Genomic DNA, 20,925 nt, shown 5'->3' with positions numbered 1-20,925 from the left:
ACGCGGAAAATGGTGACGATGTGAACACTACCGAGTCGACCACCCAGACCCTAGCGGCGGATCCCGACGACGCAGAAATCGTGGAGTCGGACACCGAGGTTATCGATAATCAGGAGCCCGACGATCCCGTCGCCGACGATACGCAGACGAAACCTGCCACCCGCAGGAAGGGACGGCAAATCTCCTTCTCTGTCCGCAGTTTGTCGCTGGGGTTCCTCATCGCCGCTCTTGTCGCGGCGTTGAGCGTGATGACCTGGCTGTACATCGGCGCCGATCGCAACTACGACGCCCAGATCCAGCAGACACGCGATAACCAGCACGCCGAGCAGGTCGCACTCGACTACGCCGTGCGGGCGGCGATCATGGACCACAAGGATCTCGGGCCATGGAGGCGCGCACTGGTCGAGGGGACGACACCCGAGCTGGGTAAGAAGCTCACGGATGCGGCGACCGCGATGGAGCAGATCCTGCTCCCGCTGCAGTGGTCGTCCTCGGCGAAACCCATCGCGGCCAAAGTAAGATCACACGACAACGGTGTGTATGTCGTCGATGCGTTCGTCAGCGTCATGACCAAGACGATCCAGGCTGAGGAGAACTTGCAATCGACCGCCACCTACGCCGTGACGATCAACCCGTCCGACGGTTGGAAAATCAGCGACGTCGGCGGTATCGGCCAGGTAGTCGGGGATAAGTAATGCGTCCCTACCGGCATCGTGTGGCTGTTCTCGGCGTCGGATTGGTGACAGGCCTGGCTGCCGCGTCGGGCATCGTTGGCAGCGCCTCGGCCAACGCCGACGCCAAGTCCTACATTAAGAAGCTCGACGACGCCGGCATCCACACCGTGCGCGGTGAGTACGAGCTCAAGGAGTGGGGCTATGCGGTCTGCGAACTCCGGAAGCGGGGGTTTCCTCCGCGGCAGTGGGTGGAGCAGGGGGTCTGGAGTTCGGCTCTCCACCCGCCGTACGGGTTCACCGAACAGCAGGCTAATTTCATCGTCGACACCGCGGTAAGCGAGCTGTGCGATGACCGTGACGGACCACCCCCGTACGAGCCTCTCCCCTAGACAAATGGAATTTCTCCGACGGCTTGACTGACCCGACTTAAGTGTGGCTGTGGGCCGGTCTGAGCGTATGGCGGACACGTTGCCCGGAGTCTGCCCCGTATGGCGGTTATTCCGCGGCTGCCGTCACGCCAACATGGTGGAGGCGACGAGCTGGCAGCCGCTCCAAGGTGACCGACCGCCCGTGCGGTCAGCAGGAGCCGATGAGGCGCAGTGAGATGTCCCAGGGGCGCTCGGCGTTGGCTGAGTCGAGGGCGTATGGGGCGACGCCGGAGGCTCCGTCGCCTCGTTCGGTGACGGTTTTGGCCTCGTTGACGTCTTCGAAGTACCGTCCGGTGACCCCGTCAAGGAGAGGTGAGGCGGCGAGCAGAACCGAAGTCGCGGCGCCCTGCTCGGGAGTCTTGGTCGGCATCGGCATGTTGTCCTCCTGGTCCTTAAACCAGGTGGGGTCCATGTGACGCATCAGGCCAGTCGGGACGGCGCCGGGCATGAGAGCGTTGGCGGTGATGCCGTCATCTGCCCAACGTTGCCCGACTCCCACCGCGAAGAGGACATTGGCGGTCTTCGACTGGCCGTAGGCACTAAAGCCGTTGTAGGGCACGAAGCTGTAGTTGAGGTCGTCGAAGACCACCGGCGAAAGAAGGTTTCCGGCGGAGCTGACCGAGACGATCCGGGCACCTGCGGCTGCGGCCAAGGCGTCGTGGAGACCGACGGCCAGACGGAAGTGGCCCAGATGGTTAGTGGCGAAGTGAAGCTCTTGGCCGTAGGTGGTAAGCGTCCGCTCGGGGATCGCCATGATCCCGGCGTTGTTGACCAGTATGTGCAACGGCCCACTCCAGTCCTGGACGAAGGCATCGACGCTGGACGGCTCGGCTAGCTCGATCGGCGCTACCTCGATGCGGTCATTTCCCGTGGTTTTGGAGATGTCCGCCGCGACCTCGGCACCCTTGGCCGTGTCGCGCACGGCCAAAGTAATCGCGGCACCAGCGCCCGCGAGAGCTCGGGCGGTCTCCACTCCGATACCGGAGGAGGCGCCGGTGACCACGGCCCGCTTGCCGGAGAGGTCCACGCCGTTGAGGACCTGGGCTGCAGTGGTCTGGGGACCAAAGGGCGTGCGGATCAGCGGGGTCACGGAAACTCCTGACGGGTTGAGAGCAACAAATAAAGACCGGCGGTCTGTTACGTCCGCCAAATTAACACACCGCCGGTCTGTAAACAACAGACAGGCGGTCTGTAGTCTGACCGCGTGGACTCGTTTCAACGAGCGCGCACCGAGGAGCAGCGCGAACATCGCCGGCAGGTCCTCCTTGACACGGCCGCGGAAATGCTGGCCGAGATGCCAGTCGCGGCAATGAGCTTGAACGAGCTCAGTCGGCGGGTTGGGCTGGCGAAATCGAATGTGCTGCGTTACTACGAGTCACGCGAAGCGATCTTGTTGGAACTACTCGACACTGAGGCGAGGGCATGGCTGGTCGACCTCGACCGATCAACTCCCCGCTCAGCCAAAGGATCTTTCCAGGAGCGTTCCAGATGCCTGGTTGCCGCGGTGGCCACAACATTGGAAGCAAAACCGGTGCTGTGCGACCTCATCAGTTCCCAGGCCGCGGTGCTAGAGCGCAATGTGTCCACCGAGGTGGTCCTTCGTCACAAGCGGTCGATGCAGAAGACCGTCAGCGAGATCACACGCATCGTGACGACCCTACTGCCGGAGCTGACAGCGGACGACGGCTTCCAATTCGCTGCGGTCACCATCCTGGCCGTCACCGCAGCGTGGCCCCACAGCACCCCGACGCCGGCATTGCAAGCCGCGTATGATGCCGACCCGGCGATCGCGGAACTGCATATGAGTTTCTCTGACATCGTCACCCGAACCCTCACCCTCACCCTCGCCGGGCTGCTCGCTGAGCGTGAGCGTCGGACTGCCGAAAACTGACCACGGCCCCCCGGTATGGTGTGCCAGGGTGATGGGACAACGAGGTCGATGAGCATGGGAACGGTTTCGACCTGATCGCGCCGCGCACGGCGGTGGCGCACGCCCAGACAAGTCCATTGCCCGCGCGGGGCGCTGCATAGTACGAAACATCCTCGGTACCGCGCCGTGCGCCGAGCAGGGCGGACCAGCCCTACAGGTTGCCGTTGCGGTCCGAGGTTCCGACTTCGATCAAGAATCGTCGCACCGGTGGCACGGACGCAACCGCGAGGTGGCCACCGGTGCGACGACGGGCTGGTTCAAATCGCCTCAGAGGCAGACGATGGTCCGGCCTTTGACGCCGCCGCCCAGGATGCTGGCGGTGACGGCCGGGACCTCATCCAGGCCGATTTCGTGAGAGATGCTCTGCGCCAGATTCTTCGGTTTGAGGTCTGTACCGAGACGCTTCCAAACGCCGGCGCGCACATCGGCCGGGCACTGCACCGAGTCGATCCCCAGCAGGTTGACGCCGCGCAAAATGAACGGCAGCACGGTGGTGTTTACCGCGAAACCGCCGGTGAGCCCGCATGTTGCCACCGAGCCGCCGTAACGCGTCGTGCGCAGCAGGTACCCGGTGGTGTCTCCACCCACCGGGTCCACCGCGCCAGCCCAGAGCTCGGCCTCCAGCGGGTTGTCGCTTTGGGCGGAGACCTCTTCGCGACTGAGGATCTTGGTGGCGCCCAGCTCTCGGAGATATTCGTGCTCGGCCGCTTTGCCGGTGCTGGCGGCGACCTCGTAGCCGAGGCCGGCGAGCATGTTCACTGCCGTGCTGCCCACACCACCTGTGGCGCCAGCCACGAGCACGGTGCCGCCGCCGGACTTCAGCCCGTTCTGCTCCAGCCGCTGAATCGAGAGTGCTGCGGTGAAGCCAGCGGTGCCGAGCGCCATCGCCTCCTTCAGCGTGAGTCCTGCCGGGAGCGGCTCCAGCCAATCGCTGGACAGGCGTGCGTACTCGGCGTAACCACCGAATTGCGCGGTGCCCAAATCGCGGCCGATCGCGAGCACCTCTTGGCCGGCTGTGAAGCGCGGATCGGCGGACTCGACGACGGTGCCCGCGAGGTCGATGCCCGGAACCATCGGGTACGAACCCACTACAGGGCTCTCCGGCAGGCAGGCGAGCCCGTCCTTGTAGTTGACACTCGAATATTGCACGCGCACGGTGACGTCGCCCGCGGGCAGATCGTCGAGCGTGAGCTGGCGCACGCCGGCGCTAAACCCGCCGTCGTCCTTGTTCACGACAAAGGCCTTAAAAGATTCGGACATGACACCTTCCTAGATCGGGCGCCCGGCGCCAATGACTGCGGAGGTCGCAGCGAAATATGGTCTCGGGCAAGCACTTTCTTCACTGGTTACTGCAACGGGAGACCGGATCGATCGTCGATGGGCATGCCACCTGCATCCTGAAACCCGTACGGGCGGCATCGTGCGTGTAACGGCGGCACCAGGCGATAGATTGATCTAGTAGCTAGAGGCTAGCTGCTGTGTCCCGACCTCGTCAACAGATGGGTCAGCGCCCTGGCGGGTGGTCGAAGCCGTAGATGTTGGCTCGGTGCGGGCATCGTTGACGACACGGGCAGATTGTGATTAGGCTCATTGCCGTAGATCAATCTATCTAGACGTGATGCAGGGCCGGATCCCACACCCGGTGGTGAGTGGCATCTCGGCATCGGGGGCGTGACCCAGGTGGATGATGGATCTGATCTCAGCCCAGTGATGGATCAAAGGAGACCCTGTAGGCCATGGCAGAAATGACCAAGAAGGAAATGGAAGAAATCCTGCTCGCGCACGAGAAAGGCGAGTTGGAAGAAGACCTCGATGCGACGATGGCAACCTTGGTTGACAATCCGCACTACGAGCTTCCGACCCTGGGATATGCCTTCGACGGCTACGATGCCGTTCGGGAGGCGTACAGCCGCATCATGCCCGGCACCCGGAACCGCAATGTGGCAGCCAAGATGAGGGTGCACGCCATTGACAGCAACACACTAGTCCGCGAGGCGCACGTGTCATTCAACGCCTCGTCCGGCGAGCGGGTTAACGGCAACTACATCGTCGTCATGTCGTTCGACCCCGAGCAGCGGTTGATTTCCGGCGAGCGGATGTACATGGACACTAACTTCGCACAGATGATGTCCGAAAACCTCGGTCCGGATTTCGCCGACGTGCCCGGCGTTACCAAGCTGAGCGACGTCGCTCCGACGATCGACCGGCATGATGCGTACGAGGTTGCTGCGCGCCGCGGAATTACCATCAACTAGTTCCGGTTCTCGCTGAACGATGGTGTCGCGGCGAGACGTTTGGCGTAGGACAGACTCTACTCGCGGTGGCCGGCCGTCAGGCGGCCACCGCGAGCGTCGTCAGCCCTATCCAGTTTCAGATTCAGATGCGTGGGTGATCAAGGCTTAGGAGCAACCCGTGGGCGAGATTCAACTCAGAGCCACATTTCCGAATATTGCGAACGAGCAACTGGAGGAGTTCAAGGCCCTCGCTCAAGACGCGGTCGTCTCGGTGCGGGGCGAGGCGGGGGCCCTCCAGTACGACTGGTTTCTGAGCGACGATCAGACGAAGTGTGTGGTCCTGGAGAAATACGAAAGCTCCGAGGCCGTACTCGCACACCTGGCGAATGCCGGTGCGCTGATCGGTCGACTGGCAAAGCTCGGAGGTGGCCTCGACATCGAGGTGTTCGGCGATGTGTCGCCAGAACTGCGACAGGCGCTTGCCGCCACGGGTCCACCCTTTTACGCGTATTTCAACGGCTTCTAGCCGATTTTGGCCACGCTGATCGGCGTAGGGCAATTTGGATGACGAGTGAGGACAACGGGTGCTTAGCTTTGAGGGACAGGTCGCGATCGTCACGGGCGCTGGGCGCGGCATTGGCCGCGCGACAGCATTGGCGCTGGGCAAACGCGGCGCGAAGGTGTTGGTGAACGACTATGGCGGCGGATTCGATACGCTCACGCCTGGCACGAGCGAGGTCGCACAATCAGTCGTGGATGAGATCCTTGCCGCTGGCGGCGAGGCGGTTGCGAACGGGACGGCGGTCGGAACCGGCGACAGTGCGCAGGCCATCGTTGAGGCCGCGGTCAAAGCATTTGGGCGCGTGGACATTCTTGTCAACAATGCGGGTGGTAGCCGGCCATTCCACAATGTGGACGAGGACGCCGACGAGAAGTTGGAAGGCGTGATTCGCAGCAATCTCATCGGCTCGCTGATGCTAATGCGTCGCGTCTGGCCGGTCATGCGGGCGCAGAACTACGGCCGCATCGTCAACACGTCCTCAAATACGGTGCTGGGACAACAAGGCATGCTGGCCTATGCCGCCGCGAAGGGCGGCATCATCGGTATGTCGGGGACCGCCGCCATCGAGGGCCGCCCCCTCGGTATCCTTGTGAATACGGTTTTCCCCCAAGCCTATACACGTAGCGTCGATGAAACCGCCGAGCCTGGCACCATGGACTGGTTCAAGTCGCACACACCCGAACTGGTGGCCGAGGGCGTCGCCTATCTTTGCAGCCGAGAATGCAACGTGTCTGGTGAATTGTTCCGCATCGGCGGCGGGCGGTTCAGCCGCTATGGCATTTACGGCAACAAGGGCATCGAGAATGCCAGTCTGACCACGGAGTTCGTCGCAGAGCGGTTCGATCAAAGCCGCGACATGAGCGACGCGGAAATCGTGCCCGATGCCGCGTACGACATGGCGCGCTTCAACACCAACCTCGCCTCGGATTGGCAGGGAGACCTCAAGTCGGATTGGCGGAAGTAGCACCCCGGCAAGTATCTATCGGCTCGCCGGTTTGCGTCGAGGCTTCGGTGAAGCGGCGTGTGCGGTAGCCAGTGTGCGAGCGGCGTCGATCACGGTGGCGCGGCGACGGGCCAGGGCGGCCTTGTCGGTGTCTTCGTCCAGGGTGATCCGACCCATTCTGGGGACTGCGAAATTCCATGAGATGAGTCCCGTGATGGTGAACAGCAGGTCCTGGGCGGCCCTGGACGCGGGTGGTCTTGGGTAGGTGGGCGACCATGCCGCCGTCCACCAGATCGTGGACTTTCTCGCGGAATTCGGTATGGCGGGCCGGCTCGCTCGCGTTGAGTTCGTCGCCGCCCTCCAGCGCCTCCCATAACAGCAGCCGCAGGCACTCCATCTATCGCAGATGGTGGTCAGTCCGTCTTAATGAGGATCTTCGCGCCAGTGCCGCTGCGCAGGGTGTGGAGGGCATCGACGATGCCCGTCAGCGGGATCTCCTGCACCCAGCCGGTGGTGTCGTACACCCCTTTGGCCATCGCGGCGATGACGGCATCGAATTCCTCCGGCTGGTAACCGACCGAGCCCACGATCTCGGTCTCGCCCATCATGAGCATGGTGGGCTGGAATTCCATCGGGTGTTCGTGAAGCGCGGCGACTGAGACACGGCCACCAGCGGCCAGGCCGGCCACCGCCGAGGTGATTGCGGCGCCGACTCCGGCCGCCTCCACCGCCACGTCCACACCGACGCCGTTGGTGAACCCAGCGATCACAGCGGGAAGGTCATCGTTCACCGGGTCGACGACGGTCGCACCCAGCGCAGCGATGATGGCGCGGCGGTCGGCGCTCGGTTCGGAGACCAGAACCCTTTCGACGCCGCGCGCCTTGAACGCGAACCAGGCGCCGATGCCGATCGGACCCGCGCCCGCGACGAGCGCCGTCCCGCCGGTCTCGACGCCGCTGCGCGCCACAGCATGCCAACCGACTGCCATCGGTTCGACGAGTGCACCCATGCGCAGGTCCACATTCTCGGGCAGCAGGTGCAGCGCGGACGCGTCGACGGTGGTGAACTCGGACAGACCGCCGCCGGGAGCGTTCGCACCGAGCGAGCCCATCATGTTGCAGGAGAAGCGCAATCCCCGCCGGCACGCCGCGCAGTGACCGCAGGAGGCAACCAGGGGATACACCGCGGCGCGATCACCGACCTTCACGCCCCTCACGCCCTCGCCGACCTCGACGACGGTGCCGGCGAACTCGTGGCCCAGAATCTGGGGGAGAGCAGCGCCGGTAAGAGGGTGCGGCTGGCTGGGGTCGAACGGCAGTGCTTCGGGGAAGAAATAGAAGTGCAGGTCGGAACCGCAGATGCCGGAGTATGCATTGCGCAACTTCACCTGGCCCGGTCCCGGGCTGGGCTCTGGCACCTCTTCAACGCGGAGGTCTTCCTTGCCGTAGAACAGCGCGGCCTTCATCGTTGTCTGCCCCTTCCTGTGGCGCTGCATCCTTCAGCCGGTCGCTGGGATAGAGAAACTTGCCCTTCACCGACGTTCGGGCGCGGCTGCGCTTCCTAATTCCGTGACCCTAACTGCGGTAACTAGATTAATCTATTAAATTTAGCGGACGTCGACTCGCCTTGCCGCGGCTTTTCCCCCGCGAACGGCACTTTCGCGACGCCTCGCCGGCGTGTCGTGTCGTGAGAATGCCACCCGCGGGGTGGGGCGCTCGACGTCAGAACTCGAGGACCAAGCGGCCGCGAACACCGCCCGCTTCGAGCATCCGATGGGCCTCGGCCGCCTGCTCGGCGGGGAAGGTCTTGGCGACGCGCAACGTCAGCTGGCCGTCTTGGACCTGTTGGCGAAGCCGGTCGAGCTTTGCCGATTCGCGGGCATAGTTGGGGACGAACACGGGGTGAAACGTGATGCCGCGCTGCGCTTCGCCCTGAAACCCGCGCACGGTGGCGACTCCGCCGCGGTCACGAACCGCGGGAATGACCAATTCGTCCAGCAGCGCGCAGTCGACAACACCACCGGCCCCCTCGGGAACGATCTCCCGGACCTGTTTCGCAAAATCCTGGCCCCGTCGAACCACGTGGTCTGCGCCCAGTTCTCGGACGAGGTTCTCGTCGGCTTCGGACGCATCCGCGATCACTGTGAGCCGCTCCGTCTTGGCCAGTTCCATGGTGTAGCCGCCGAGCGCTCCGGCGCCCCCGGTCACCGCAAGGGTGTCGCCCGGCCTCAGGCCGAGCTCGTCAAGTGCCAGGCGAGCAGTGAGGCCGTTCATCGGCAGCGTCGCAGCCTCTGCGAACGTGGTCCCGGCAGGGATCGGGGCAACCGACTCCGCCGGAACCACAATCTGTTCGGAATACGCCCCGAACGAACCCTGTGGCACGACGATGGCCATCACCTCATCGCCGACCTGAAGCTCGGTATCGGTGCCCTCGCCAATCTGCTCGATCACCCCGGCGGCATCCATGCCCAGGATGTAGGGAGGTGACGGCGGCTGTTTGGGACCCCGCTGGCTGCGCATCGCGACATCGGCGGGATTGACTGCCGCGGCCCGGACCCGGATGCGGACCCAGCCTTTCTCGGCGTCGGGCGGCCCCGGAAGGTCCACCACCTCAAGTGCGTCGGGTCCTCCGAAGTCAATAACTCCGACGGCTTTCATGACTACTCCTTCGATCGGGTTCGGGTACGCAAGGGTCAGGGCACGATGCCGCCGGTCACCAGCACCAATTGTCCGGTGATCCATCGTGCGTCCGACGAGGCCAGCAGCGAGACCGCGTCGGCGAGGTCCTCCGGCTCGCCGATGCGGCCCAGCGGCGTCCGGGCGATCAAGGCATCGTCCTGCTCTTTGGTGTTCGTTCCGATCAGTTCGGTCTTGGTGAAACCCACCCCGATCGCGTTGACGGTGATGTTCCGCGGCCCGAGTTCGGCGGCAAGCGACCGGGTCGCTGCTTCAAGCCCTGCTTTGGTCCCCGAGTAGACGGTGCTCCAGGGGACGGGGTGGACCGTGACGCACGAACTCATGTTGATGATCCGGCCGCCCTCGGCCGGAAACAGCGGCGCAGCAGCCTGTATGGCGGCAATCGGCCCCAGGATATTGACCGCGAATTGTTGCTTGGTGAATTCCTCGGTGACGTCTTCGATGGGTTCTCTGCCCACGGTCTGCACCGCGTTGTTGACCAGGATGTCTAGCCGGCCCAATTCCTCGGCCGACCGCCGAACGAGCATCTGGGCCTGCTCCCAGTCGCCCATGTCGGCCTGGACCGCGATCGCGTTGCCGCCAGCCTCCCGAATGCTTTCGACGACCGCCTGCGCCTTGGCCTCGGACGCAACATAGTTGACCACGACGGCCGCCCCGTCCGCCGCCAACCGTCGCGCGGTGGCCGCGCCGATGCCGCGTGAGGAACCGGTGACGATCGCGACCTTGCCTTCTAGATTGCTCATCAGAACGCTCTCTTTTGTAGGTTAATGGGAATTCCAGTGCACGAAACGCTATTTCGCCCGGTTCGGATCGATGGTGAGCCCCTCCGACTCGGCCCAGGCATACGCGTCATGCTTGGCGATGATCGGCAACCGGTCAGCCGTCCGTGACACACCGGGTACCTCTCCGAAGTCGGGGCCGAGTTGCTCGGACATCATCTGCGCGAAAAGCGGATCCATGTACATGCGCTCACCCGCGATGAGCTTCAGTTCAGGATCAAAGGCCAGCACCACCAAGTACAGGCCACTAACCCGCTTGCCCTCGAGATTGTTGAAGGACATCACGGCCTCGCGCAGCAGCGTGTTGTCGGCCACGGCGTGGATTCGCTTCTCGGCGGCGACATCGCGGTGGTCGACCGGCAGGATCCGGCGGTACATCTCACGCACCGCAGCCTGTCCGTCAATGATCCAACCGAGCGCGGAGAGTTCATAGTGCGGATCGGGCACCACGGTGGCCATCGTGGCATCGATGTCCTGTTCCAGTTCGGCGATTTCGTGCGCCAGCAACACGTCTTCCATTTCCTTGAGCGTCAAACTCATCTGAGACACCTCTCCTGTCACATCGATAGCGAACTAATTTGAACGTCGCAGCGGCGAGTCGGGTTCGGCATCAGTGCAGCGCCACCCGTGCGGCCTCCGCGAGTTCGCGGGGGCGGGTGGCGAGGATGTCGAGCGACGTCGTTGGCGTGCCCAACATTCCGGCCGCATAGCGCTCGTAGACGCCCTCGGCGATGCAGGCAAGGCGCCATAGCGCGAAGCTCATGTAGTACGGGACATCGGAGATGTCGCGGCCGGTTGATTGCTGGTAGTGGGCGGCCAGTTCGGCGACCGCAGGGAACCCTTCGGCGCGAATCGGTGTCCAGCCGTCGTCCTCGGCCAGGCCCCACCAGGCGGCCAGCCAGCCCAGGTCGGCTAGTGGATCGCCGAAGGTCCAGAGCTCCCAGTCGAGGAGGGCTTCGATCGATCCATCGGTGGATACCAGCATGTTGCCGAGCCGGAAGTCTCCGTGGGTGAGGCTGGTCCACCGCTGCGGTGGTTCACTCGCGCTGAGGAGGCCGTGGACCTCGCATAGCTCCGGTGTGCGAGGCGTGCCGTTGCTGGTGATTTGCCGCAGCCAGAGATCCAGTTGCCGGTGGACGTAGGAACCGGCCCGCGGGTCGGCGCGCCGCCCGACCACCGCCGGATCGACGTCGTGGAGACGCGCAAGCGTGGTGACGCTTTCCTCGGCCAAACGCCGGCGGGCCGAATAACCCAGCAGCGCAGCATTGGCCGCGCTATCAACCTGGATCCCGTCGACATGGTCCATTACGTAGAATTCGGCGCCGGTGACTGCCGGATCCGCGCAGAACGCAATTGTGGGCGGTACCGGAACCGGGCTGGACTGCAGGGCGACGAGGATCCGCCACTCACGCTCCATATTGTGCGCACCGGGGCGTAGCGGACCGGTGGGCGGTCGGCGAAGGACCCAGGAGCGGCCCCGGCGGTCGAGGACCAGGTAGGTGAGGTTGGACCGTCCGCCGGCGAGCAACTCGAATGACAGCGGTGCTCGGGCCTCCGGAACGGCGCTCGCGAACCAGCGCTCGATGGCGTCGTGGTCGATGCCGATGACGCTGTCGGTTAAGGGTCGAGTTGTGCTCACGCGGTCGCCATCGGTGGTCATGTCACTCCGAACGGAGCGCCCCCGCGGCGACGGCAGGAGAGGGTGAGTAGAACTCTGTCAGTAGGGAATTGACTTCGTGGGCTGGGTCGCGGGGTAGCCAGTGACCGACTCCGCTAACGCGGTGGCAGTGCCACGGGCCATCGACGAAGTCTTGTGACCCGGTCATCTGTGCTTCGGTCAGTGCGATGTCGGCATCGGACCACACCGCTAGAACCGGACACCTGACGTTTCCCAGGTGAGGGTAAGGGTCCGGGTCGAGAAATATCTCCGGCTGAAAATTCGCGCGATACCAGTTCAGTGCTGCAAGCAGGGCGCCGGGCCGTTCGAGGTCGGTCAGCTGTTGGTCGAGTTGGTCATTGCCCTGCCGTGAAGCGCCGCCGAACGCCCAGGATCGGTACCACTCCCACCCGCGCTGCGGAAGCATCTTCTCGGCGGCGCCCACGTGCAGCAGCAGCAGGATGTACCACGCCAGGGCGCGCTGAGTGTCGCCGGCTCGGAAGAAGGCACGCGGATGCCCGACTGACAATGCCGTGAGCGTTTCGACCAGGTCCGGCCGTTTTACTGCCAATGCCCAGGCGATTGTGGCTCCCCAGTCATGGCCCACCAGGTGGACACTGCCAATGTCGAGCGAAGCGAGCAGTTCGATGACGTCACCGATGATCGATGCGCTGTCGTAGTTATCGACACCCTGGGGGCGGTCGCTGTCACCGAAGCCGCGGAGGTCGGGTGCGATGGCCCGGTAGCCGTTGCCGACCAGGTACGCGATCTGGTGCGACCACATCGCAGCGCGGTCCGGAAAGCCGTGCAGCAATAGCACGACCGGACCGGCGCCCTCGTCGATCACGCTGAGGGTGGCACCGCTCAAGGCAATTCGCGTTGCGGTGAATGTGTCGTGGTAGGGCATTCGTGGCCTTCTGGCGTCACCCGGTCGCGACTGCGAGTTCGTCGGAAGCCGACGCGGTGTCGAGCACGAGCTCGGCGATCCGCGCCCGGTGTTCTTCGGCGCTGCCGAGCAGGGCGGCATCGGTGAAGGCGCGCTTGAAGTACAGGTGCGTCTGGTGCTCCCAGGTGAAACCGATGCCGCCGTGCACCTGAACGGTGTCTTTAGCGATTCGGGAGAAGGCTGCCGAGCAGGACGCCTGCGCGATCGACGCCGCCAACGCCGGATCATCGGTGCCGTCTTGGAGTGCCCAGGCGCCGTGGTAGGCCGCCGAGCGGGCGTGCTCTTGTTCGACGAGCATGTCCGCGACCCGGTGCTTGACCGCTTGGAACGATCCGATCGGGCGGCCGAACTGCAGCCGCTCTTTGGCGTAGGCCACGCTCAGGTCGAGCAGGTGCTGGGCGGCGCCGACCTGCTCGGCAGCCAGCAGCACCGAGGCGACCTGCAATACGCGCGTGCAGATTGCGGCCGCCTGCTCGGGGCCGGCAAGCAGCCGCGCAGGCGTGCCGGCGAACCGGACAGTGGCCTGCGGTCGCGTGGGGTCCAGGGTCGACAATGCGGTGCGTTCGACCCCGGTGGCGTCGTCGACGACGAACAGCGCAACTCCCGCCGGGCCGGTCGCCGCGACGAGCAGAATATCGGCGGCGCCGGCGTCGACGACCTGCCGGGCCGTCCCGGTCAGCGTCCAGCCGTCGCCGGAGCCGGTGGCCTGGACCGCCACGGCGTCGGCGTCGAATGCTCCGGCTCGCTCCGGAATGGCGCAGGCGGCGGTCCGCTCGCCCGCCACGAGCGGGGCCAGGGTGTCGTTGCGCAGCGGCGAATCCGGCGCGGCGAGCAGGGCGGGGATCGCCAGCATGACGGTGCCGAAGAGGGGGCCGCAGAACAGCGCGGCGCCGAGTTCTTCGATGGCGATCGCGGCGTCGACGAGGCCGCCGCCCGAACCGTCGAGTTCCTCGGGCACGCCGAGCCCGAGGACGCCGAGCTCGGAGCCGAGCCGCAACCACGTGGCCGGGTCGAAGGTCGGCGAGGACTCCATCAGTTTGCGGACGGTCTCCTCATCGGAGTGCTCGGCGCCGAAGCGGCGTACCGCCGTACGCAGCTCCTGCTGCTCGGGGCTGAACGCGAATTCTTCGTTCGGCTCGGTCACGGTGTTGTCAGCCACGGGGCACCTCACGCCAGGGTCGTCCGGAGTCGGCGCGCAGGTCACCGGGCAGCCCCAGGATCCGTTCGCCGAGGATATTGCGCAGCACCTCGGAGGTGCCGCCTTCGATGGTGTTGGCGCGCGAGCGCAGGAAGCGCTCCTGCACCGGGCCGCCGGCGTTGGCATTCTCGGGAGTGACGTCGCGCATGGTGTAGTCGCCGTAGAGGGTTGCCTCGGGGCCGAGCAGATCCATGCAGAACTCGTAAACCTGCTGGTTCAGTTCGGCGCCGACGAGCTTGTCGATGGAGCCCTCGGGGCCGGGGCCGCGGACGGTCGCCGAGACGCGGGCCCGCTCCGAGGTGAGCCGTTGCGCCTCCGCGCGCAGCCAGAGCTGGGCGAGGCGGTCGCGTTTCACCGCGGTGCGCTGCCCCGGGCGCTGCGCCCACAGTGCGACGGCGTCGGCGATGGTGCCGTCGCCGCGACGAAGGCCGGCGGCTCCGATCGAGCTGCGCTCGTTCATCAAGGTCGTCATCGCAACCGACCAACCGGCGCCCACCGCACCGATCCGGTGCGCATCCGGAATCCGGACGTCGCTGAGGTAGACCTCGTTGAACTCGGCCTGGCCGGTCATCTGGCGCAGCGGGCGAACCTCGACGCCGGGGTCGCGCATGTCGACGACGAAGTAGGTCAGGCCCTTGTGTTTCGGGATGTCCGGATCGGTGCGGGCCAGCAGAATCCCCCAATTGGCGCAGTGCGCCAGGGTGGTCCACACCTTCTGCCCGTTGACCACCCAGTCGTCGCCGTCGCGGACGGCGGAGGTGGCTAGCCCGGCAAGATCCGAGCCGGCGCCCGGCTCGGAGAACAGCTGGCACCAGATGTCCTCCGTCGTCGCCAGCGGCCGCATCCACCGGTGCTTAAGTTCGTCGGTTTGGGCGTGCTCGACGAGGGTCGGCGCGGCCATCCCGTAGCCAATGATGTTCAGGCCGTACGGTGACGGGGCGCCGGCCTGCTGAAAAATCGCGTCCGCGACACCCTGGTATCCGCGCGAGATCCCGAGCCCGCCGAGGCCCTCGGGGAAATGCACCCACGACAGACCGGCGTCGTAGCAGGCTCCGAGGAACTCCGTCACCGGGACCGCCCGGGGGTCGTGTTCGGCTACGACCTTGCGCGCGGATTCCGCTACGCGCGCGGATTGGGCGTCAGTGCTCAACATCAGCTCCCGTGGGTCAAGGCGGACTGGGCACAATCCAGACTAGTAATAAATAGAACGATCTACTAACCTGGACCCTATGGGAACACCCCGCGGGTGTCAATGTCTAAGCCGCACCAGCGGGGCCAAACACGGGATGTCTTGGCGCGCTGGCGCAGTTGCACGCGCGGGTTAGTGATCCCCGCAATTTTTCACACCACGTTCAACGGGAGATTAGGAGCGCAGCATGGTTTGGCCCGCAGGGCAGGTAGCCCTCGTAACTGGTGCGGCATCGGGCATCGGACTGGGAATCTCACGGGCTCTCGTTGCGGCGGGAGCCAAGGTCGCACTCGCTGACATCGACGGCTCGCGCCTTGCCGATGTCGCCGGCGAACTCACCAATGCCGGGGGAGTGGTCACCACCGTGGAACTCGATGTCAGCGACGCCGACGCCTGGACGGATGCCGCGGACATGGCCGAGGAGGCGCTGGGGCCAATCTCCATCCTGTGCAACAACGCCGGGGTCAACGGGGGCGGACCGCTCGACGAGACGCCGTTGGAGGTGTGGCGCTGGGTCCACCAGATCAATACCGACGCCCAGTTCATCGGTGTCTCGACCCTATTGCCGCGATTCAAGAGTCGTGGCGGGCGGGCGCACATCATCAACACCGCCTCGATGGCAGGCATTGTGCCGATGGCCAACGTGGGCGCCTACGTCTCTTCGAAGTTCGCCAGTCTGGGCCTCTCCATGGTGCTGCGCGACGAGCTCGCCGGCACCGACATCGGCGTCTCGGTGCTGTGTCCCGGCACGGTGGCCACCCGCCTTGCCATGACCGCCGAGGAGGGGCAGGCGAAGCTGCTCGGCCGGGAGCCCAATGCCGCTGCCGCCGCGGAGAACTTCAACCTGCAGGCGCAGGGCGCCGACCCCGACCGGGTTGGCGAGCAGGTCGTCGAGGCGATTCAGGACGGGCAGTTCCTGATCATCACGCACCGGGAGTGGGAGCCGCTGGTCGCGCGGGTGCACGGCGAAGTTGAGCGGGCGTTCACCGAATTCGACGGTCGCCATGGCCCCGACGTGACAGCGCAGATCATGGTCGACGGGACGACGCCGATCGCCTACTAGCGCGGATTGAGGCCGGTGAGATGGTGCGGATGAATGCCGGATGGGTGCTCAGGCGCCGACCCCACGGGGCGATCCAGAGCGCCGACCTGGAGTTGATCGAATCACCCCTTGCCGCACTGGGCGACGACCAGATCCTGGTGCGCAACGTCTATCTGTCGATCGATCCCACGAACCGGGTGTGGATGAGCGATCGCGAGCAGTACTTGCCGCCGGTCGGCGTGGGCGAGGTGGTGCGCGGAATCACGGTCGGCGTCGTGGAGGACAGCACCTCGTCGCGGTTCGCGCCGGGTGACACCGTGCTGCTCGGCGACGGTGGCTGGCAGCGGTACTCGATGAGCGACGCCGCGGCCGCGACCCGGATCCGCCGGCGCGACGGCATCCCGCTGACGGCGTCGCTGTCGGTGCTGGGCACCACCGGCCTGACCGCGTACACCGGTCTGCTCGACATCTGTCGCCCCCATCCCGGCGAGACGCTGGTGGTCTCGGCGGCCGCCGGTGCGGTGGGGTCCATCGTCGGCCAGATCGGGAAGATCATGGGCTGTCGGGTGGTGGGCATTGCCGGCGGCCCGGAGAAGTGCCGGTGGATCGTCGAGGAACTGGGCTTCGACGGTGCCGTCGACTACACGTCCGAGGACGTGGGCGACGCCCTCGACCGGCTCTGCCCGGACGGTATCGACATGGACTTCGAGAACGTTGGCGGCGCCATCATGGATGCCGTCTACGCCAGGATGAACCGGCACGGCCGGATGGCGGTGTGCGGGCTGATCTCGTCGTACAACTCCAACGGGCCGATGGCCGGACCGACCGACTTCGGCCGGGTCCTGATGCAGCGGTTGACGATTCAGGGTTTCGTCGTGCTCGACCACTTCGACCGGGCACGGGACGCGTACGCGGATTTGGCGTCCTGGATTCAGGCCGGGCGGCTGCGCTGGAAGGACTACGTGCTCGACGGCATCGAGGCGGCGCCCGAGGCACTGAGCCTGTTGTTCACCGGTAAGCACGACGGCAAGATCATGGTGCGGATCGCGGACGAGCGCTCATAGCGGGCGCCGGGGAGACTCCTAGGCCGTCGTGCGTCCATGCAAAAGACTCAATAATGCTAGATCAATCTATCAAGAAGCGCTACGATTGTGGCGCGGTGCACTCCGCGGGTCGCGTCGAGGTGAGGGACACCCCAGCGATCGTGCCGCCCGTGGGGTGCCGAGGAATAGGTGGGACCGGACGATGATCAGTTTCGAGTCGATGACCGACGACACCGGACTGTTACGTCGGGCGTTCGGGTGCTTCCCGTCCGGCGTCACCGCGGTGTGCGCGATGGTCGACGACGGGCCGGTCGGGATGGCCGCCAGCTCATTCACCTCGGTGTCGGTCGCGCCGGCCCTAGTCTCGGTGTGCTTCCAGTCCTCCTCGTATACGTGGCAGAGGCTGCGTGACCGGCCCCGGCTGGGGATCAGTGTGCTGGCGCAGAGCCAGGACGCGATCTGTATGAACCTCGCCCGTAATGTCCCCGACCGCTTCGTCGAAGTCGCCTGGGACCGCTCACCCGGGGGTGGTGTGTTCGTACGCGGTGCGGCCGCGTGGCTGGAATGCTCCCTGCATTCCGAAGTTCCGGCAGGCGACCACGCCCTCGCTGTGCTCGAGATCCACGGCCTGCAGGCTAGTCCCGCGGTCGCGCCGCTGGTGTTCCACGGCAGCCAGTTCCGCCGACTCGCGGGCATCGCCTTCGAGGGTGACCGGGCCGACTTCGTCGAACACAACTGATGCACACCCGGTGCACCCGTAGGTGATCAGCATCCGGCGTAACCGATCGACCCGAAGGAGAAGACAACGAAACCCTGAGCAGCTCAACCGTTCTTGTGAAGCTTGTGAATCGCCGCGATTGTGCACAGCCCCGTAGGCACACGACGGCGATACAGATTCCTCTGTGAAATTGACTAATCCCTTGGGCACGGGATTCCCGGACTACGGAATGGACCTCATGACCGACCTCACTATTGAAGAAATGGAAGCCATCCTCGCCGCGCATGAACTTGCCGAGCTAGCACAGGATATCGACGCCACGATGGAAACCGTGGTTGCCGAACCGTTTTACGAATTCCCCAGCGCCCAGTGGCGGGTCGACGGGGTGGAGGCTGTTCGCGAACACTACCGGCGCTCGCTCCCGCACGGTGCCAAAGTCCGGGTCGCCTCGAAGAAGCGGGTGCACGGGGTCGGTCCGAACACGCTGTTCCGCGAGGCTTGGATTTCGTTCGATCTGGAGGACGGTAGCCGGATGACCGGCCAGTACCTGGCGGTGATCGAGTTCGACCCGGTGGAGAAGAAGATCCTGAGCGAGCGGCAGTATGGCGACGCGAACTTCTACCAGTTCATCGGCCCGCACGTCGGGCCGGACTACGGGGACGTCCCCGGCGTCACCCTGCTCAACGAGAACATTTCGCCGATCTCGCAGGAAGACATGATGGCCGAGGTTCACGGCGCCCTCGCCAGGTCGCAGAAGTAGGGCGGATCTTGTGGGCAAATTAGCGAACAAGGTCGCGCTGGTCACCGGGTCGTCCCGGGGGATCGGCGCCGCGATCGCCGAACGACTGGCGGCCGACGGGGCCGCCGTCGCGGTGAACTACGTCAAGGCGGCGGACGCCGCCGAGCGGGTCGCCGAACGGATTCGGGCCGCCGGCGGCAAGGCGATCGTGCTGCAAGGCGATGTCGGCGACTGGTCACAGGCCAAGTCGCTGGTCGAGCGGACGGCCTCGGAGCTCGGCCGATTCGACATCCTCGTCAACAATGCCGCGGATATCGCCATCCAGTTCGCCGAGAAGATCACCGAGGACGAAGTCCACCGGATGATCCGGGTGAACGTCGAGGGGCCGATCGCGACCACCCAGGCCGCGGTTGCGCACTTTCCGGAGGAGGGCGGTCGGATCATCAACATCAGCTCGCTCTCCGCGTTTGCCCCTAGCGACGGAAGCCCGGTCTACGGGGCCACCAAGGGCGCGATCGAAGTTTTCACCGCCCAGTGCGCGTTCGAGTTCGGACGGCGGGGCATCACCGTCAACGCGGTGGCGCCGGGGCTGACCGAAACGGATGCTCAGCGTGAGAAGCTCCCGGCCGATGCCGCCGCTGCGATCGCGGAGCGGACTCCGTTACGCCGGCTCGGCCAGCCCGCCGACATCGCGGACGTGGTGGCCTTCGTGGCCTCCCCGGATGCTCGGTGGGTCACCGGCCAGGTGATCCGGGCGACGGGCGGGCTCATCCCGTAACCGCGGACTAAAAGAGCGGGTCGACACCAGGTGTCGACCCGCTCTTTTGGGTTGTCCTTCAGGATTCGGCGGGCCCGCAGCGGCGGCCATCTCGAGAAGATTTGGCGAAATGAATCGCGTCAGAAGACCAGGTACCCGCCGTCGATGACGATGTCGTCGCCGGTCTGGAACCCGCCGGAGCCGCCGGCCAGATACACCGCGATGCGGGCGAAATCACCGGGAGTTCCCCAGCGGCGTTGCGGCATGCGCTTGATGACGTTCTCCTGAAACGCCGGGTTGTTCATCTCCCGAGAGATCAGCGGCGTCTCGGTCCAGCCGACCGTCAGCGAATGCGCGTGGATCCCGTACCGGGCCAACTCGATGGCGCAGCTGCGCATCATCGCCGACAGCCCGGCCTTGCTCGCCGCGTACGCCTGGCCGCGGGGTGTTCCGTGGTGTGCCGAGACGCTGGAGGTACCCACCAGCACGCCGCCGCCGCCACGTTCCACCATGTGCTGTGCGGCGGTGCGCAGCGTCAGAAACGCGCCGTCGAGGTTGATTCGGGTGACGCCGTGGAAGTCGGCGAGGGTCGTTTCGAGGAACGGGATTTCGGGCGAGCGCACACCGGCATTGGCGAAACAGGAGTCGACTCGCCCGAAGTACTCCAACGTTTCGGCGAAGCTCGCCGCCACCGCGTCCTCGTCGCCCACGTCGCAGCGGATCGCCCGCACCCGGGTGCCGTGCTTGGCGAGTTCCTCCGCAGCCTTCTCGTTGCGCTCGACATTGGTGCCCCAGATGCACACGTCGGCGCCGCTCTGGGCCAGCCCGTCTGCCATGCCGAGCCCGATCCCGGAGTTGGCTCCGGTGACCAGCGCGACGTGCCCGGTCAGGTCGAAGAGCGAAGACATCAAATAATCCTCAGAGTTATTCGGGTGGGCAGGAATGCCGGCTGTCCGGGCCTGCCGTTCAGGGCCGTGTGCAAACACCATGAAAACCCCACCGGTGGTGGGGTGTTCATGCGCGGGTCAGCGAATCGCCGAGTACGTCGTGGGCTCGATGAACACTGATGTGGCGCCGGCGGTGACCTGCTCGCCGTTGGCCCGGATGGCCTGCCATTCCGGGTCGGCCCAGAACGCCTCCCACGACTTTTTCGCGGCGTCGCGACTCTCGTGGGCAACGATATAGGTCAGGGTGTCGGTCGGCGCGCCCTCGTCGTCGGTCTGCACCCAGAAACCGATGTTGGTCATGCCGTGCTTCTCGAACAGTGCCGCTGCGTGATCGCCGATGCGTTCCACGAGCGCGTCGATCTTGCCCGGCACCGCCTCGTACGTACGAAGTTCAAAAACACGAGTATCAGACATTAGATCAATCTATCTTGTGACGTTGGCG

At 65.2% G+C, this 20,925-nt stretch carries 23 protein-coding genes; 11 read left to right on the top strand and 12 right to left on the bottom strand.

Going from position 1 to position 20,925, the window contains the following annotated elements; translation table 11 throughout:
- The first annotated feature begins 20 nt into the window (after positions 1-20).
- Together ACAG26_RS14320 and ACAG26_RS14315 are read left to right on the top strand one after the other, a co-directional pair.
- The gene (locus tag ACAG26_RS14320; protein ID WP_370483230.1) at positions 21-695 is read left to right on the top strand and encodes a hypothetical protein; all 675 of its coding nucleotides are present in this window, start codon (positions 21-23) and stop codon (positions 693-695) included.
- 44 nt (positions 696-739) lie between these two features.
- Positions 740-1,063, top strand: coding sequence for a DUF732 domain-containing protein (locus tag ACAG26_RS14315; RefSeq protein WP_370483228.1), 324 nt, complete (start codon positions 740-742; stop codon positions 1,061-1,063).
- Between the two features lie 187 nt (positions 1,064-1,250).
- Here ACAG26_RS14315 and ACAG26_RS14310 read toward each other — a convergent pair whose 3' ends face one another.
- On the bottom strand, positions 1,251-2,192 hold the full coding sequence (locus ACAG26_RS14310; protein ID WP_370483227.1) for an SDR family NAD(P)-dependent oxidoreductase: 942 nt from the start codon (positions 2,190-2,192) through the stop codon (positions 1,251-1,253).
- A 114-nt stretch (positions 2,193-2,306) separates the two neighbouring features.
- Between ACAG26_RS14310 and ACAG26_RS14305 the strand changes: the two genes are divergently transcribed.
- A complete protein-coding gene (locus tag ACAG26_RS14305; protein WP_370483225.1) occupies positions 2,307-2,993 on the top strand; it encodes a TetR/AcrR family transcriptional regulator in 687 nt (228 codons plus the stop codon).
- A gap of 306 nt (positions 2,994-3,299) precedes the next feature.
- On the opposite strand, the gene ACAG26_RS14300 is transcribed toward ACAG26_RS14305, so the two are convergent.
- Positions 3,300-4,292 carry an acryloyl-CoA reductase gene (locus ACAG26_RS14300; protein ID WP_370483223.1) on the bottom strand — a complete coding sequence of 331 codons (993 nt, stop codon included), beginning with the start codon at positions 4,290-4,292 and terminating at the stop codon, positions 3,300-3,302.
- Between the two features lie 476 nt (positions 4,293-4,768).
- Between ACAG26_RS14300 and ACAG26_RS14295 the strand changes: the two genes are divergently transcribed.
- The 3 genes from ACAG26_RS14295 to ACAG26_RS14285 all read left to right on the top strand — a co-directional run bounded on the left by ACAG26_RS14295 (position 4,769) and on the right by ACAG26_RS14285 (position 6,792).
- On the top strand, positions 4,769-5,287 hold the full coding sequence (locus ACAG26_RS14295; RefSeq protein WP_370483221.1) for a hypothetical protein: 519 nt from the start codon (positions 4,769-4,771) through the stop codon (positions 5,285-5,287).
- Positions 5,288-5,444: 157 nt separating this feature from the next.
- Positions 5,445-5,792: a putative quinol monooxygenase gene (locus tag ACAG26_RS14290; protein ID WP_370483219.1), complete on the top strand. Its 348-nt coding sequence runs from the start codon at positions 5,445-5,447 to the stop codon at positions 5,790-5,792.
- A gap of 58 nt (positions 5,793-5,850) precedes the next feature.
- The gene (locus ACAG26_RS14285; protein ID WP_370483218.1) at positions 5,851-6,792 is read left to right on the top strand and encodes an SDR family NAD(P)-dependent oxidoreductase; all 942 of its coding nucleotides are present in this window, start codon (positions 5,851-5,853) and stop codon (positions 6,790-6,792) included.
- Between the two features lie 392 nt (positions 6,793-7,184).
- On the opposite strand, the gene ACAG26_RS14280 is transcribed toward ACAG26_RS14285, so the two are convergent.
- From ACAG26_RS14280 to ACAG26_RS14245, 8 genes are all read right to left on the bottom strand, one after another.
- Entirely contained in the window at positions 7,185-8,237 is a 1,053-nt protein-coding gene (locus ACAG26_RS14280; RefSeq protein WP_370483217.1) for an alcohol dehydrogenase catalytic domain-containing protein, read from the bottom strand.
- Positions 8,238-8,493: 256 nt separating this feature from the next.
- The gene (locus ACAG26_RS14275) at positions 8,494-9,429 is read right to left on the bottom strand and encodes a zinc-binding alcohol dehydrogenase family protein (RefSeq protein ID WP_370483215.1); all 936 of its coding nucleotides are present in this window, start codon (positions 9,427-9,429) and stop codon (positions 8,494-8,496) included.
- A gap of 35 nt (positions 9,430-9,464) precedes the next feature.
- Entirely contained in the window at positions 9,465-10,211 is a 747-nt protein-coding gene (locus ACAG26_RS14270; protein ID WP_370483213.1) for an SDR family NAD(P)-dependent oxidoreductase, read from the bottom strand.
- A gap of 48 nt (positions 10,212-10,259) precedes the next feature.
- A complete protein-coding gene (locus ACAG26_RS14265; protein ID WP_370483211.1) occupies positions 10,260-10,787 on the bottom strand; it encodes a hypothetical protein in 528 nt (175 codons plus the stop codon).
- A 70-nt stretch (positions 10,788-10,857) separates the two neighbouring features.
- A complete protein-coding gene (locus ACAG26_RS14260; RefSeq protein ID WP_370483209.1) occupies positions 10,858-11,907 on the bottom strand; it encodes a phosphotransferase family protein in 1,050 nt (349 codons plus the stop codon).
- Position 11,908: 1 nt separating this feature from the next.
- Positions 11,909-12,811 (bottom strand): alpha/beta fold hydrolase, encoded by a 903-nt coding sequence (locus tag ACAG26_RS14255; RefSeq protein ID WP_370483207.1) that lies wholly within the window; start codon positions 12,809-12,811, stop codon positions 11,909-11,911.
- Positions 12,812-12,827: 16 nt separating this feature from the next.
- A complete protein-coding gene (locus tag ACAG26_RS14250; protein ID WP_370483205.1) occupies positions 12,828-14,009 on the bottom strand; it encodes an acyl-CoA dehydrogenase family protein in 1,182 nt (393 codons plus the stop codon).
- Positions 14,002-15,201: an acyl-CoA dehydrogenase family protein gene (locus ACAG26_RS14245; protein WP_370483203.1), complete on the bottom strand. Its 1,200-nt coding sequence runs from the start codon at positions 15,199-15,201 to the stop codon at positions 14,002-14,004. The genes ACAG26_RS14250 and ACAG26_RS14245 overlap by 8 nt, the downstream gene beginning before the upstream one ends.
- A 223-nt stretch (positions 15,202-15,424) precedes the next feature.
- Here ACAG26_RS14245 and ACAG26_RS14240 point away from each other — a divergent pair, with 223 nt between their 5' ends.
- The 5 genes from ACAG26_RS14240 to ACAG26_RS14220 all read left to right on the top strand — a co-directional run bounded on the left by ACAG26_RS14240 (position 15,425) and on the right by ACAG26_RS14220 (position 19,557).
- Positions 15,425-16,300, top strand: a complete 876-nt coding sequence (locus ACAG26_RS14240; protein ID WP_370483202.1) for an SDR family NAD(P)-dependent oxidoreductase — start codon at positions 15,425-15,427, stop codon at positions 16,298-16,300.
- 29 nt (positions 16,301-16,329) lie between these two features.
- Positions 16,330-17,343 (top strand): NADP-dependent oxidoreductase, encoded by a 1,014-nt coding sequence (locus tag ACAG26_RS14235; RefSeq protein WP_370483200.1) that lies wholly within the window; start codon positions 16,330-16,332, stop codon positions 17,341-17,343.
- Positions 17,344-17,524: 181 nt separating this feature from the next.
- The gene (locus tag ACAG26_RS14230) at positions 17,525-18,061 is read left to right on the top strand and encodes a flavin reductase family protein (protein WP_370483198.1); all 537 of its coding nucleotides are present in this window, start codon (positions 17,525-17,527) and stop codon (positions 18,059-18,061) included.
- A gap of 217 nt (positions 18,062-18,278) precedes the next feature.
- Complete coding sequence (locus ACAG26_RS14225; protein WP_370483197.1) at positions 18,279-18,800, top strand: hypothetical protein; 522 nt, start codon at positions 18,279-18,281, stop codon at positions 18,798-18,800.
- A gap of 10 nt (positions 18,801-18,810) precedes the next feature.
- Positions 18,811-19,557, top strand: coding sequence for an SDR family NAD(P)-dependent oxidoreductase (locus tag ACAG26_RS14220; protein WP_370483196.1), 747 nt, complete (start codon positions 18,811-18,813; stop codon positions 19,555-19,557).
- A 119-nt stretch (positions 19,558-19,676) separates the two neighbouring features.
- On the opposite strand, the gene ACAG26_RS14215 is transcribed toward ACAG26_RS14220, so the two are convergent.
- Entirely contained in the window at positions 19,677-20,444 is a 768-nt protein-coding gene (locus ACAG26_RS14215; RefSeq protein WP_370483194.1) for an SDR family NAD(P)-dependent oxidoreductase, read from the bottom strand.
- A gap of 117 nt (positions 20,445-20,561) precedes the next feature.
- Entirely contained in the window at positions 20,562-20,897 is a 336-nt protein-coding gene (locus ACAG26_RS14210) for an NIPSNAP family protein (protein ID WP_370483193.1), read from the bottom strand.
- Positions 20,898-20,925 lie beyond the last annotated feature (28 nt).

The organism is Mycobacterium sp. pUA109 (assembly GCF_041287095.1).
In the GTDB taxonomy this organism is placed as follows: domain Bacteria; phylum Actinomycetota; class Actinomycetes; order Mycobacteriales; family Mycobacteriaceae; genus Mycobacterium.
This window is presented reverse-complemented; position numbering and strand designations above follow the sequence as displayed.